The organism is Photobacterium profundum (assembly GCF_003026285.1).
GTDB lineage: Bacteria > Pseudomonadota > Gammaproteobacteria > Enterobacterales > Vibrionaceae > Photobacterium > Photobacterium profundum.
The window spans coordinates 288,586-303,410 of the sequence record NZ_PYOD01000003.1 but is presented as its reverse complement, the minus strand read 5'-3'; the positions used below and the strand labels follow the sequence as shown (position 1 = coordinate 303,410).

12 protein-coding genes are annotated in these 14,825 nt (G+C 39.5%); 7 read left to right on the top strand and 5 right to left on the bottom strand.

Annotation, left to right across the window (positions count from 1 at the left end; all coding sequences use genetic code 11):
- Positions 1-25: 25 nt before the first annotated feature.
- The 3 genes from C9J48_RS10860 to C9J48_RS10850 all read right to left on the bottom strand — a co-directional run bounded on the left by C9J48_RS10860 (position 26) and on the right by C9J48_RS10850 (position 2,401).
- Positions 26-1,018 (bottom strand): D-alanine--D-alanine ligase, encoded by a 993-nt coding sequence (locus tag C9J48_RS10860; RefSeq protein ID WP_006229737.1) that lies wholly within the window; start codon positions 1,016-1,018, stop codon positions 26-28.
- 218 nt (positions 1,019-1,236) lie between these two features.
- Positions 1,237-1,800, bottom strand: coding sequence for a sugar O-acetyltransferase (locus tag C9J48_RS10855; protein ID WP_006229736.1), 564 nt, complete (start codon positions 1,798-1,800; stop codon positions 1,237-1,239).
- Positions 1,801-1,861: 61 nt separating this feature from the next.
- Positions 1,862-2,401: an SPOR domain-containing protein gene (locus tag C9J48_RS10850; protein WP_006229735.1), complete on the bottom strand. Its 540-nt coding sequence runs from the start codon at positions 2,399-2,401 to the stop codon at positions 1,862-1,864.
- Between the two features lie 171 nt (positions 2,402-2,572).
- Between C9J48_RS10850 and C9J48_RS10845 the strand changes: the two genes are divergently transcribed.
- Positions 2,573-3,082, top strand: a complete 510-nt coding sequence (locus C9J48_RS10845; protein WP_006229734.1) for a DUF2301 domain-containing membrane protein — start codon at positions 2,573-2,575, stop codon at positions 3,080-3,082.
- Positions 3,083-3,344: 262 nt separating this feature from the next.
- Positions 3,345-6,074, top strand: coding sequence for a bifunctional acetate--CoA ligase family protein/GNAT family N-acetyltransferase (locus C9J48_RS10840; protein ID WP_107281118.1), 2,730 nt, complete (start codon positions 3,345-3,347; stop codon positions 6,072-6,074).
- Between the two features lie 131 nt (positions 6,075-6,205).
- On the opposite strand, the gene C9J48_RS10835 is transcribed toward C9J48_RS10840, so the two are convergent.
- Complete coding sequence (locus C9J48_RS10835; RefSeq protein ID WP_006229786.1) at positions 6,206-7,099, bottom strand: LysR family transcriptional regulator; 894 nt, start codon at positions 7,097-7,099, stop codon at positions 6,206-6,208.
- A 203-nt stretch (positions 7,100-7,302) separates the two neighbouring features.
- Between C9J48_RS10835 and C9J48_RS10830 the strand changes: the two genes are divergently transcribed.
- On the top strand, positions 7,303-8,121 hold the full coding sequence (locus C9J48_RS10830; protein WP_107281117.1) for a DUF4344 domain-containing metallopeptidase: 819 nt from the start codon (positions 7,303-7,305) through the stop codon (positions 8,119-8,121).
- A 247-nt stretch (positions 8,122-8,368) separates the two neighbouring features.
- Positions 8,369-8,692 carry a hypothetical protein gene (locus tag C9J48_RS10825; protein WP_006229784.1) on the top strand — a complete coding sequence of 108 codons (324 nt, stop codon included), beginning with the start codon at positions 8,369-8,371 and terminating at the stop codon, positions 8,690-8,692.
- 115 nt (positions 8,693-8,807) lie between these two features.
- On the opposite strand, the gene C9J48_RS10820 is transcribed toward C9J48_RS10825, so the two are convergent.
- Positions 8,808-10,085, bottom strand: coding sequence for an NRAMP family divalent metal transporter (locus tag C9J48_RS10820; protein WP_006229783.1), 1,278 nt, complete (start codon positions 10,083-10,085; stop codon positions 8,808-8,810).
- Between the two features lie 639 nt (positions 10,086-10,724).
- Here C9J48_RS10820 and C9J48_RS10815 point away from each other — a divergent pair.
- From C9J48_RS10815 to C9J48_RS10805, 3 genes are read left to right on the top strand one after another with little or no spacing between them, the layout of a single operon-like run.
- Positions 10,725-14,021, top strand: a complete 3,297-nt coding sequence (locus C9J48_RS10815) for an intermembrane phospholipid transport YdbH family protein (protein WP_107281116.1) — start codon at positions 10,725-10,727, stop codon at positions 14,019-14,021.
- 50 nt (positions 14,022-14,071) lie between these two features.
- Positions 14,072-14,281 carry a YnbE family lipoprotein gene (locus C9J48_RS10810; RefSeq protein WP_006229841.1) on the top strand — a complete coding sequence of 70 codons (210 nt, stop codon included), beginning with the start codon at positions 14,072-14,074 and terminating at the stop codon, positions 14,279-14,281.
- Positions 14,282-14,299: 18 nt separating this feature from the next.
- A complete protein-coding gene (locus C9J48_RS10805) occupies positions 14,300-14,623 on the top strand; it encodes a YdbL family probable chaperone protein (protein ID WP_006229840.1) in 324 nt (107 codons plus the stop codon).
- Positions 14,624-14,825: the final 202 nt, after the last annotated feature.

The following is a 14,825-nucleotide window of genomic DNA, read 5'->3' as shown; positions in this document are numbered from 1 at the left end:
TAGAATGCTAACGACGCATTACGTTTTACTTAGCAGCAGCTTTGATTGCTGTTTCGATAAACCCTGCAAAACTGTGCCCATGATGTTCTAACATTTTGGGAAACATTGAAATTGGCGTCATACCTGGGAACGTATTAATTTCGTTCAGTAAGATTTCGTTGTCTTCACTCAAGAAGAAATCAATACGAGAAAGATCTTTCAATTTCATCTGGGTAAAAGCTTTACGCGCATATTCGCGAATTAACTCAACTTGTTCATCCGTTAAGTTTTCAGCTTCAACCGTTGTAACTGAATGGCTATCGGTACTGTATTTCTCTTCGTAGCTGTAGAACTTATCCTCAGGACAAGCAACTTCACCAGGCTTTGAAATAACCAGTTCATCACCGTATTGATATGCTGCGATTTCTAACTCACGCGGCTTAATTGTTTTTTCAATCAGCACTTGGTTAGAGTAGGTAAACGCATTGTTTACCGCTTCTGCCAGCTCATCTTTATTTGCGACACTGTAACAACCTACTGATGACCCCTGAGAGGCCGCCTTAATAAATACCTTACCCCAATCATCAAATGCTTTCGCCGCTAATTCGTGTGCAGCATCATCATTTTCACTTAAGAAAACATAGGGGGTATTCGGTATATTTAATGCGTCGAACCACAGTTTAGTGGTGATCTTATTAAAACAATTCGTGCTAGATTCAGCATCACACCCCAAATAAGGCAGACCTGCCATTTCTAAAAATGATTGTAAGTCACCTGTTTCGCCAGGGTAACCGTGAACACATGGAATAACGTAATTAATCGGTGTTTTTTCGTCGCCAATTTGAAGCGTACGATCGAGGTTTAGCTGGCACAATACATTATTAGAATCAAACCAACCTTCCGTTTTCATTTCAACACGGGTGTAAGAAACCCCTTCAATGCTCTGTAATTGTTGCTCGATATAATTAGCCGATACGAGAGAAACTTCGTGTTCGGCACTGCCACCGCCGCAGAGTAATAAAACATGGATCGAGCTCATTTTCATCCCTTGTTGTACACTGTCGGTTAAATGTATCGACCGACTAAATTAGTTTGTCTGTAATGGCGTATGCAGAAAATGCAAAAAAGCACGCCAACACAATAAATAGAACCCCATATTAATAAAAAAAAGCGAACTATTGCACCTTCTCTTACTTCTATTGGTTAAATATCTCAGTTTTACACTTAAACCCAGCCGATATGACCAACTAAATAGCATTAATCAGCTGTATCGCTACTGTTAATTACTCGAATAACCTTCGCAGGCGTACCACCAACGAGTGTATCAGGCAGAACATCATGTGTAACAACACTACCTGCCGCCACTACTGAACGGGCGCCAATGGTTACCCCCTGACAAATAGATACATTACCACCAATCCAAACATCATCTTCAACATTGATTGGCTTACACCATGATTCCCATCGTCGACGAGATGCGTGATCGAGTGAATGTGTTGGAGTAAAAAATTGTGTCGATGGTCCAATTAACACATTATCGCCAATATAAATATCGGCATTATCTAGCATCACGATACCAGCATTCAGAAAGGTATTGTTGCCTATATGAATAGTTTTACCAAACTCGCAGCTAAAAGGCATGCGTATTACTGAGTTATCTCCAAAAGAGCCAAGTAGCTGCTTCAACAAAGCTTGATGTTGAGATGAAGGCGACGATCGTAGCTGAATAATCAGTAACTCTGATTGCTGACGCAAAGTATCAATAGATACATCATTGCCATCGTATAACAACCCTGAGCGCATTTTCTCTAATTCATTCATCTTGTTTACTTAAAATTTATAACCAAAAGAAAAAGAGAGCTTTAGGGCTCTCTTTTTAGGATTAATTCAAACGGGAAAGTTTTGGTGTAGATGAGGCTTTAATATCATCTAGGCTACGAATAAAGGGGCCATAATTTTTAACATCTTGCGGTAAAGCATTAAGAAAACGCTTAGCTTCTGCACGGCTATCAAATTGTCCGTACAATAAGGTGTACCACGGCAGTCCCTGTAACTCTTTTTTATTCATCCACACCGGTTGGTTCGACGGTAACTTATTCATATAAGTTGTGAAGTTTTGATTATGGCTCAATGCTAACACTTGAATGGTGTAACCTTGGTTACTCACATCCGCGTACTTATAAACCGTTTTTTTAGGCTTTTCTACTGGCTTTACAGGCTCAGAAACGGCTTCTTCTGTGTATGCAACGATTGTATCTTCCGTTATGTTTTCAACTTTTGCTTCTTGCAGGTGATCCATCATTGCAATTTGCTCTGCTGAGTACACCTCTTCAGACGAAGATGTTGTCAGTTGCATTGTTTCTGAATCTGATGCACAACCCGCTAATACCGTGACTACGGCTAAAACAGCTATTTTTTTCATTACTTCTCTGCCAAAACGATATCTGCTTTTATTTTGCAGCTGTATGGATTACCGATCAACCCTAAGCTTAAGATAGATCAATAACTATTGGTCATAAGTCACATGATTTGGGTTCAATTAGCCATATAACAGCCGTACAATATTGCACTATTAACAATTTTGGAGTTAACAATGGCAGATCCTCATATTCAGTGTGAATTAGACGGGCTCGATAAACTAACCGTTCTACTGTACCGCTGCGCCCTTACCTTTTCTGCAATTATCATGTCTATTGTTGCATGGGAGCCTACATTTGCAATTCCAGCCTTGGTTATAGCGGCACTGATTGCATCATCAACTGTACATATTTACGACAAACGTTTTCGTTGGCTAATTCAAGGCAGTGGCTTATTTGCAGCAGTTTGGTTAATTTCAGGCTTATGGCAACCTTTAGCTCTAGGGGCTGCACTGTTTGCATTTAGTGCATTAGCGATTAAAGAATACTTCTGCTTTCAGCTAAAAATATTAATGCTAACACCTGTCGCACTTGCGGGTTTTTGGTTCTGCCTCGTATTCGGACAAGAACACATTAGCATTGCTTTTAGCATGTCTGGTTCAATTTTACTTGCGGTTACGGCTTTCTCTAAATGGCGTATGCCACTGCATTACGATATTGGTGACAAGATGCGGTACCAAGTATAAATCCCTCTCAGCTGTGTTTTTCAAGGTAGTTGGCACTCTTTACTTAAAATATAAACTCAAGGATGTTACGGATAGAAAGTCCTTGGGTTTGATCACAGCTCCCATACATTAGTCAGAAACTCCCCTCGTCATCCGCTAATATACCCAAGCTACCTCAAGATGCAGGATTCAGAGTTATATCAGCGTGTTTTGTTGAAACGAGCATCTTGCGGTAACTTGGGTATATCATTATGATATTTCAATATAAATTCGGGGTGAGAATATGAACGGATTGGATAAACTGCTTAAGCCAAAATCCATTACCGTTATTGGTGCATCAGATAACCCAAATAGAGCGGGTAATGTTATTATTCGTAATTTGCTCGCTGGAAGTTTTCATGGACCGATAATGCCCGTTACGCCAAAGTATGATGCCGTTGCCGGCGTGCTTGCTTACCCAACTATTGATAGCCTTCCCCGAATCCCCGATCTCGCAGTACTTTGTACCAATGCACATCGTAATGCCGATATTATTGAACAACTGGGTAAAAAAGGCGTGAAATTCGCTATCGTCTTAGCTGCAGGTATGAATACAACGGTTTCTTCAAAAGGTGAAACTGAAGAAGCAAAAATGTATAACATCGCTAAGCAATACGGAATGCGTATTGTTGGCCCTAATAGTATGGGGCTAATCTTACCTTGGTTGAATTTGAATGCCTCGTTTTCCCCTATTTCAGCCAACAAAGGTAACATTGCATTTATTTCTCAATCTGCTGCAGTTTGCACCACAATTCTTGATTGGGCGAAAAACAAAAGTATTGGTTTTTCTACTTTTCTCTCGCTGGGTGATGCGTGTGATGTTAACTTTGCAGAATTGCTTGATTACTTATGTAGAGACAGTAAAACCGAAGCCATTTTATTGTATGTCGACTCAATAAAAGATGCTCGTCGCTTTATGTCTGCTGCTCGAGCCGCTGCGCGAAACCGTAGAATTCTTGTGTTAAAAAGTGGCAGAACGGAAGCTGGCAGTGCAGCTGCACACCTACATACTGGCGGTGAAATTGGGCTTGATGCGGTATATGATGCGGCCATTCGACGCTCAGGTATGTTACGCGTACACAATACCCACGAATTATTCGCAGCGGTAGAAACATTAGCGCATTCAGTGCCGTTACGTGGTGAGCGACTCGCCATCATCACCAATGGTGGCGGGCCCGCAATTATGGCGGTAGATGCCTTATCTGATCGTGGCGGAAAGCTGGCAGTATTAAGCAATGAAACCATCGAGAAGTTATCAGATGTTTTGCCCTCTTGTTGGTCACATGCAAACCCCGTCGATATTATTGGCGACGCTGATATCACTCGGTATGAAAAAGCAGTCAACATATTATTAGACAGCGATGATTTTGATGCGTTATTAATCATGCACTCACCATCTGCGATTGCACCCGGTAATAAAACAGCACAACGTTTAACGGAAGTATTAGCAACTCACCCTCGTACTAAACGTTTTAATGTACTTACCAATTGGTCGGGTGAAAACGAAGCTGCACAATCGCGTAAAATTTTTACTGAAGCGGGCTTTCCTGCTTATCGTACCCCTGAAAGTGCTATTTCAGCCTTCATGCACTTAGTCGAATACCGACGAAATCAAAAACAATTGATGGAAACCCCCATTTCATTTGGTGATACCTCAATTGTATCGGGCGAAAACAAACGCAATCCACGCCACGTACACGATGTATTAAATCATTTACTCGCACAAGAAATCACTCATTTAGAAACACATGAAGTGCGTCCTGTACTTGAAAGTTATGGTTTTAAAACACTACCAACTTGGATTGCATCTGACCCCGCTGAAGCCGTTCATATTGCAGAACAAATTGGTTACCCTGTAGCGATCAAACTTCGCTCACCAGACATCCGACATAAATCAGAAGTGCACGGTGTGTTGCTACACTTACGCACTGCCGATGAGGTTGCCAATGGTGCACAGGCGATTTTAGATCGCGTTTCAATGAACTACCCGAGTGCGCGTATCGATGGTTTATTAGTACAGCGCATGGCAAGCCGTTCTGGCGCACAGGAATTACGTATTTCTGTTCACAATGATTCGGTATTTGGTCCTGTTATTTTAATGGGTGAAGATGCTGCTGCGTGGAATATTCACAAAGATGCTGCTGTTGCAATTCCTCCGTTGAATATGGCGTTAGCCCGTTATATGGTCATAAATGCAATTAAAACGGGAAAAATTAGACAGAGAAGTAATCTTGAGCAAATTGATATTCCTGCACTGTGTCATTTATTAGTGAAGATATCGCAGCTAATTATCGATTGCCCTGAAATCGTCGACTTTGATATTCATCCACTGTTAGCATCGGGCACTGATATGACAGTGATTGATGCATCAATGACGTTACATCCGTTCAGTGGCGACAAACAAGCACGCTTGGCTATTCGCCCATACCCCAAAGAACACGAAGAATCATTTACCTTAAAAGATGGGCGTAAAATTTTATTAAGACCAATCTTGCCAGAAGATGAACCCAAGCATAAAGACTTCATCTCGCATGTGTCTGTTGACGATTTATATAAGCGCTTCTTTTCAGATGTTGGTGAATTTAACCATGAAGCATTAGCCAATTTTACCCAAATTGATTACGACAGAGAAATGGCATTCGTCGCCACCAGCTTAATCACCAACGATGAAGGAAAACCAGAAGAAATTATCATTGGTGTTACTCGTGCTTTATCTGATCCTGAAAATGTTGAGTCTGAATTTGCGATCTTAGTAAGATCTGATTTGAAAGGCGTAGGATTAGGACGGATCTTAATGGAAAAAATCATCCGTTATTGCACCCAAAGTGGTGTTAAAAGAATAACTGGAATGACGATGCCTTCTAACCGAGGCATGATAATGCTAGCACAGAAAGTCGGTTTTGAGATTGACGTTCAAATGGCTGATGGCGTTGTTGAAATGCTCTTACCATTAGCAACCAATACGCCAGAATAGCTATCAAAAAGCGAGTTAATAACGGCAAGATTCACCATTATTAACTCGCCTTCTTATTTAACCTTAACTAGAGCATTCTAATATTCTTTAAAAACGAAAAATATCACTAAAAATCAACGCTGAATTAAGTATCAGTTAAGCTGTTTTTTCCAAAGCTTTTCAATATTTTTAATGCACCACACTTTTGCCTTACCCATTTGATTTCGATTCCATGCAAGAACCATATCAAGCTCGTAAATGGGATCGTCACCAATAACTTCCAACTCACCGCTATCAAGTGCCGATTTGGCATAATACATAGGTAGCGTACCAATCCCCATACCTGTTTTCAGTGCCGCCAGCTTATCATTCATGGTACTGACAGTAACAAGTGCTTGTTCTTCTAGAATATTATGCGACATAGGTGGCATATTACGTGCTGTATCAGCAACCGCAATCGCTAGATATTGTTTACGCACAGCAGGATCTAATGGGTTCTCTTGTTTATGAATAGGATGAGCAGGATGAGCAACCCACAGAGTCGATAATTTACCTAATGGCTGAATTTTAACTTCAGGAGGTGCAACCGTCGGTGCTGGAGCAATCAATAAATCGGCACGATCTTGCGCTAATGCTTCCCAACAACCAGCAAGAATCTCTTCTTTAAAACGAATCCGGGTTTTGCTTTCTTTCCCCAATTCTGCCACCAGCGGTAGCATACTATTTACGCTCACTAGCCCATCATAGGCAATGGTTAAATCAAGCTCCCATCCATGCGCGAGTGCACTGGCATCTGCAATCATTTCATCGGCAGCTAATAATAATAACCGGCCACGTTCAAGTAACAATTGCCCAGCTTTAGTAAAAACAGCTCGGTGACCTGAACGATCAAAAATAACTAAATCCAGATCTTGCTCAAGCTTCTGAACTTGATAACTCAATGAAGATGGTGCTCTGCCTAATTCTTCTGAGGCTGCTGCAAAGCTTTTCCGACGATCTATCGCATCAAGTACGATCAAAGCTTCAAAAGATAATAATTTATTCACGACATCTCCAATCTATGAATTATTTAGCGTATATATGCCACTATTAATTAATAGAAATTAAACACTTTTTGCACAATAATGACACGTTATAGGTCACTGGTTTTTAAGTCAATGCTTTAAGAGGGACATACAAGCATAGCAACAATTTCTTATTGATTGATTACACTTATTCTTTTTTTATTACATCATGGATGTTCACGACTATGTACATAAAGCTCCCCTTTTTAGGTTTTTCTTCCCAGTGTATGTATTACGCAGCTATTTTGTTGCTGACTCATTCGTTTTCAGCGCATGCCAATTCCGAACAAGCTTCGACAACATCAGTCACATCTGTCCCTACCGTTACCTACCAATATCTTGAACCCACTTCAGCGCAAGATAAAAAAGCAATGCAATTAATTAAACAATCTGACGCGATTAAAATGGTTAGTGACATAAGCCGCCAGCATGTGCAATTTTCACCCCAGCTCACTATTGTTTTCGGTGCAAAAGATGGCCCTCTTTATGATCCTGAAATCCATCAAATTCAAATCCCCTATCAATATATCAATGATGCGATGGAACGTTTTTCTCAAAACCATTATGCAGAAACAGGCGTAGATGAAGTTCAAGCGACACTCGACACTTTGGCGCATACATTACTTCATGAATTAGGCCATGCATTTATCGCAGACAGAGACATTCCTATCTTGGGTAAAGAAGAAGATGCCGTCGATAATTTTGCAACAATAATACTACTCAACTATGTCGATAATGGTGCGGACATTTCTATCAGTTCAGCTGACCTATTCGCTTTTGAAGATCAAGATATAGACACATTTGATGATCTAGACTTTATCGATGAGCATAGTTTAGATATTCAACGTTACTTTCATATGTTGTGCTTAATCTATGGTAGTGATCCTGACGAATATAAAAGTTTACTATCAGAAATAGATGATGGATCACGACAAGAACGTGAAGATACCTGCATCTATGAATATGAATCAGTTTCTCGAAATTGGTTAAGGTATTTAAACTAATCTAGTCACTAAAATCAGGTATCCGACCACATGCAAATAATCAATAAAGTGAATATAATTTCAAAGCTGCAAGTATTACCCTCGGTAAATGTCTAACCTTAGCGATAATTTAGTCATTAGAGTGAATAAGCGAAATTTCTATAAGAGTGTGATCTATATATAAAAACATCTATCCAATGTTGTTAGAGTATTGCCTCTACAAACGAAAACTAGACTTTATTCAAAGCAAATATTAAGGATAATACGCATGACACCGAAATCTCTGACAGATACCATTTTATCGTTGAAGCAACACACAGCCCAAATCATAGAGACATCGAATCAAAGCATTGATGACGTGATATCTAATGATATTCGTGAAATGGCGCTAAACGATTTACTCGAGATCGAACACACGATAGAACATATTGAACACATACAAGCATCTCTTAACACGGCAATCAATGCGCTTGATACCGACAATAAATACTTACTCAAAGATGCGTTATTTTCAGCCATGCATACGATTAACCATCAATCGACAGTGAGATCTTTTGACAAATACGAAAGCGCCCCTTCTCTTGCTGGATAAATCGTCAGAGTTATATGAAACCGTAATAAGTGACACAAAAAAGCCCTCACTGTTTGAGGGCTTCTTTATTAAAACGCTTATTAATCTGACTACTTAAGCATTTAAGCTAGCGCGGTTACATTAACCACTTCCACCAAATGAATATAGCAAGGAAGCCAAATAGGTACGTTAAGCCCGCCCAAGATAACACTTTCATCGAACGGCTCATCGATAACTCTTCAGGCAGCTTAGTACGTGTCACCAGCAAGTAGTTAACTAACGCAAAGATTGGCGTGGTCATAAAGGCCAGTACCATAGCGAAATCTAGCATAGGCATAAGCGCCGATGTGAAGAACAATAAGATCCCCATGGCACTGCCGCCAACAATTAGCATCCAAGCATTGTGGTAACGACGCTGATCAAGCTCTTTCTTCTGAATAAGTAAATTGGCTTCTGCTAAAGCACGTGAATAGCCATCGATTACCGTTATAGTACTGCCGAAGATACAAAAGAAGGCGATAACCGCAATAAGGTAACGAGACCATTCACCAATCGTTGAGGCGTACATACCCACTAACTGATGCGAGAACCCAATGCCTGATGTTTTCAGCTCTGTACCATTTCCGTTTAATACTAAGGCCCCTAAGGCCAAAAATACGATAGCCAATAATGCTGTGCCAATGTAGCCCACGTTAAAATCAAACAGAGCAGATTTTGCAGTTACATTTTGCTCTTTACGTTGGCTCTTCAACCACAACGACGTTAAACATGAAATTTCAATTGGGGCTGGCATCCATCCCATCATGACAACAAGAAAACCAATAGAGGCAATAGCCCAAGGTGATGGTGCTTCAAAATCAGCAGGTGCAACACTGCCCTTGCTCGCCGCCACAATCACCGCACTTACTGTTGCAATAACAAGCACGACCATGATGGTTTTCGACAGTGCATCAAGCGCCTTATAATGCCCTGCAAACAAAATAGCCAGACATGCCACCATCACAACACCCGCTAAAGTTGTTAGCGGTAATTCGAATGGTAAAAAATACCCTAATAAGCTCGCACTAAATAGCAGCAAAGCTGCCGTATTCACAATACCAGAAATTAAGTTAAGCCCAGTGAATAACCATAAGTAACCGCGCCCCATTTCACTGTAACCTTGAATAAGACTATTTCCTGTCCCCATCGTATATTGAACACCAGCTCTAAAAAATGGGTATTTGAAAAAGTTAACTAATAGAATGAGTCCCGCCAATTGCCAGCCAAAAATTGCCCCCGCCTTTGTCGAAGCAACAAGGTGTGACCCGCCAACAGCAGCTGTTGCCATCATAATGCCAGGACCAAGGGAATGTATAAGTTGTTTTAACCGGTTATTCGGCACTGAACCAGTTGAAGCTGAAGCGGTATTTTGCATAATCACATCCTGATGATTTTTATCTATCGTTTTTATAATTGTTTTTTTATATTTTTAGTACTTTCAGGTTATTTCTTAACGCTGACAGTCTTTTTTCTCAGTTTTAAACAAAATTAGCAACCCTTCAAAAAGACCTATAAAGTCGATAACACTACAAAAAAGAAGGTACCCAGTTATTACTTCCATTTACTAGCTGTGTAACAGATCTGTTATCAGGTATAAATGACAAAAAAAACAATAAAAAAAACCTTTTATTTCAGTGTCATTTTAAAAAACTAGAATTTACGTCTAGATAAACATTAATCACCTCAGTGGCATACAGACAGTGAAAAATAGTACAACCCATCGTATTTATGGCATCACCTCGGCATCTTTCTAAGTGCTCTCTATTTTATATGTACACTTTGTCTCAAAACCTATACGAAAAAAATCCGCCAAACTTACGCTTCACGGTTTATGCTTAAAAGACCTTATCTGATAGCTATCTTCCTGATACAGATAATAATTATACTCCGTCATAACACATTCAAATTCATTGGGAAATGCATAGAAAACAAAACGAATAGAAAAAGGAATAGAAAAAGGAATACGACAAAACACCAAACAGCGCATTAATAGGTGAAGTAATTACTAAAGGATATGACGCAAACCAAATCTAACGTTCCATTAAAAACAACGAGTTCAACACCAACAAGAGCTCACAAAAAGCGTTATCTACGCTTCATTCTGTTATTTTTATTAATCAGCCTTTTGTTGCCCAGCATTTTCATTCCACCTTGGTTAGCCACCAAAGGAATAGAGATCACCTCAATTTCAGGTATTAATATTAATAATGGTTTTGTGATAGAGAAGATCTCTGTGGTGATAAGCCAATACCGATTAAGGTTCACCAATATTTCTGTCGGGCGATTTATTGATAATGAAAGTGCTATATCTGCCGCATCATGGCGTTTATTTGCAGAAAAAACAGACATTCGGTTACCCACAGCGGTAGAAGATGCGCTAAATAAGCAAGGGATACGTCTGCAGTACATTCACTTATTTGACACCTCACTCAATTTTACCGATTTATCTTCCCCCTATATATTCAGCGCCCACGCTAGGCGTATCACAACAGCGGCATTTCATTCAGATGGAACAGAACTGAGAGCAAAGCAAGCCGTTAACGATGTGGATTTAGTACTCGCAACACAACCAAACTTCACGATCAGTGGGATGATTCAACAAGGGGATTTTTCACTATTTTTTCCTAACTTAAAAAAATCACCACATTATCCACTGAGGTTTAATAAAGCTAATTTCTCAATTGCTTGGCGTCCTAACAGTACACCGTTATCGATTCACATCGCTAAAATTGAACCTACGTGGAAAACCATTAATGAAGGATTTAAACAGTACGTTACCAATGCATCACTAGAAATGGATATCAACCGCCCAACAAAAACCATGATGTTACACGCAGATACCGCCTTACTCGATCAACCTACTCGGCTACCTAGCTTTATCGAGCAACCTGATAATGAAAACAAAAGCATTCATTTAGGGCAAACCATTGCAAACCTCGCCCAATTGCCCTTTAAAAAGCTAAAAGTGAAAAAATTCACTTACGGACAACTGATTCTTGAGGCCAAGCTCGTGCTTGAAACACCAACACTACAATCAGGTAAAAAATCTAAACTGGCGAGGTTCACTCTAAAAGGAAAAGCTCTCGCGCCCAACCCTTACAACCTTAATGTGCACATTAAACATTTAAACAAAGATGATGCGTACTTTACTGGCTTGATGTCGGGCCCTAAAGGTAATTCACTTAACTGCAAGGCAAACATTCGCTTTAGCCAGCCACTACCTAAAGACCTAAGCTGTACTGCTGATTTTAAAAACACCAAGGATATTACCGAACGATTCAAACTCAACGATATACCCAGTGCGAAGCTCACTGAACCTATTGTTATTACAGCAAAGCAATTGGAGAGTGATGAGAAAAACATTGTGATTGATAACAAAGTCATCGATGCAAAGTATCAAGTCGACATCTCATTACCTAAATCGTTACCCGTCGAACTCAATCATTATGCGGTGTATATAGCAGGGCTATTTAGCAAAAAACTCATCACACCAAATAAACCATATCCATTCACTAAACCTAATTCACCGTTACAAACCGTTGCCAATATCGAACTCATAACAGACGGAAAATTACGTTTAATTGCGCGTTACCATAAAGAAAAACTCAAATTAACGTTAGTCGATAAGTCGGAAGTAATACGCTTAAAAAACAAAAAGACACAATCAGAAATTACACACACATTCAAAGTTTTAACGTGCGAAAGCGATACACCACAACGTACGCTACAGTGTCACATAAAGGGGGGTATAAAAGCGAATATAGCGTTTTTGTCTCCCATCGAGAATCTGCATTTAAAAACATTTTCGCTACGTTCAAATCTCGATTTGCTATTAGGCAGAAATACAACAATCTCTTTTCTTGATACTCAAATAGCAAGCGAGCGATTAGTCTATTCCGGCCACCCTGAGTTTCTGGTTTCTGAAGCCTCCAATGCCCAACTAAGCATCGATAATCTATTACTCAACTACAACGCAATGAATGGCTTAACATTAACCCAAACCAAACCAACAGAAGCCTCTTTTTCTGCGAGTTTATATGCGGAAAAAATCATCAATAGCGCTCCTATTTCAGAGAAAAAGCGCCAACAGATTGTGGCTAAGAACACTCCTATTCCCACTCAAAAATACAGTGGAAAGCTTGAGCTTAGCATCGCTGAATTCCGTTTAAGCAAGCCTATTGATCAGTCGCTAACACTGCAAAGTAATTATCAAACAACAATCAATATGAAACAGAACCAACAACGTTTACCTCCTTTCTCCAGCCAGGGAAACCTTTCTTTCAACCCTGAAAAACTAATGATTACAGGTGATTTAACTAATTACAAAATGGCTCGTTTAGCCCGTTTTACCGTTAATTCTTATCTGAAACGTCAAAAAACCCAAATAGAGCTACACCGTAATGAAATCGCCTTTTCATCAACTAACTCTTTGAAAAAACATTTTTTCCCACACTTACCGATTGATTACGATCTTCACCAAGGCTCTGTTGCCTTACAGGCAAATATTCTTATCGATAAAGGGGTTACCTCTGGAGATATATCAGTCTTTGCAAATAGCTTGTCGGGTTATTATAAAGGGTTTCATTTTGCGAATGTCGACTCATCCACCACAATATTATTTTCTCCTCAGGGTATTAAGTCAAAATTCCCCATTAGTGTTCATGCCGAATTAATACATTTAGGCGTGCTATTCAACAATGTTTCTATGGTGTTTGAATTAGATACAGAAAAAGAAAAATACCATTTAAACCGTGTATTTGCAGAGGTTTTCGGGGGCAATATTAGTACGCATAATGTATCAAGCAATAGCCTTACTACAATTGAAAGTATCCCTATCGTGATACATAACCTTCACCTTGAACAAGCCTTGGCACACATCGAGCATGAAGAAATAGAATTAACAGGAATTTTAGATGGTCAAATACCATTGGCAATTCATGAGGGCTTGCCCGTTGTTACTAATGGTAAACTTCACTCTCGTTACCCTGGTGGCGTATTACGTTACTTAGAAGGATCGCGTATCGATAAAAATGTAGAAGCCGCAGGAGAAAATAGCATATTAGTAGTTAGTAAGATTCTCAAAAATTATAACTACGACGCGCTCGCGATTGATATAGACTATTCTAAAGAAGGTAAATTAAAGGCAAGTTCACGATTTAAAGGTCGCAATCCTCAGTTTCAAAATGGAAGACCAGTGAATTTAAACCTGAATATTGAAGACGACATTCCAGCATTACTAAAAACGATGAACGCTATCGATTCATCAAAATTGGAAGGTCTATTTTTAAAGCAATTGGGTATAGATGAGTAACTATTTTTTTCGCGCGAGCATTAAACAAAGGCTAAGAAGGTTACAGCCCCATGGATATACAACTAAAGTTTTCGTTCATACTCACAGTTCTTACATTGATGCTAATGTTATCGATGGCGGCAGGCTGCACGCCAACGGTACAAGTGGCAGCGTCTGATAAACCCATCGAGATTAATCTCAATGTTAAGATTGAACACGAAATCAGAATAAAAGTTGATAAAGAAATTGATGATTTATTTAGTGATGATGATGTATTCTGAATGCGCAGGGAGAATGCCATGAAGAATTTACTACTATTTTGTATCGCGATATTCATGAGTGCAAATGTATTCGCACTTGACTTACAGCAAGCTAAATCACAAGGTTTAGTAGGTGAAACCAATAAAGGCTATGTTGCGGTTGTCACCTCTAGCTCATCTTCTGATGTCAAAAAGCTCGTTTCTCAAGTCAATTCACAACGTAAAAGTCGCTATAAAAAAATTGCTGTCTCTCACGGATTAAGCGAAGCAGAAGTCGGTAAGCTTGCCGCAAAAAAAGCACTCGAAAAAACACAACGTGGACATTATTACCAAACACCTTCGGGAAAATGGAATAAGAAATAATACCTTTACCTTGTAAATATTGGGTTTATTTCTTGCTTTGATTTAATAGATATTTTACCGTGATCAAGATGAAAAGCTATTTAGAACTTTTTAACTGTACGTTCAATAATATTGAACCCCCGCATCAAAAGATTTAAATCTACGGAATGTTTTTCAGCACGTATACTGCTTTTACTTTTATTTCCTCATTTTAGTGTAATCA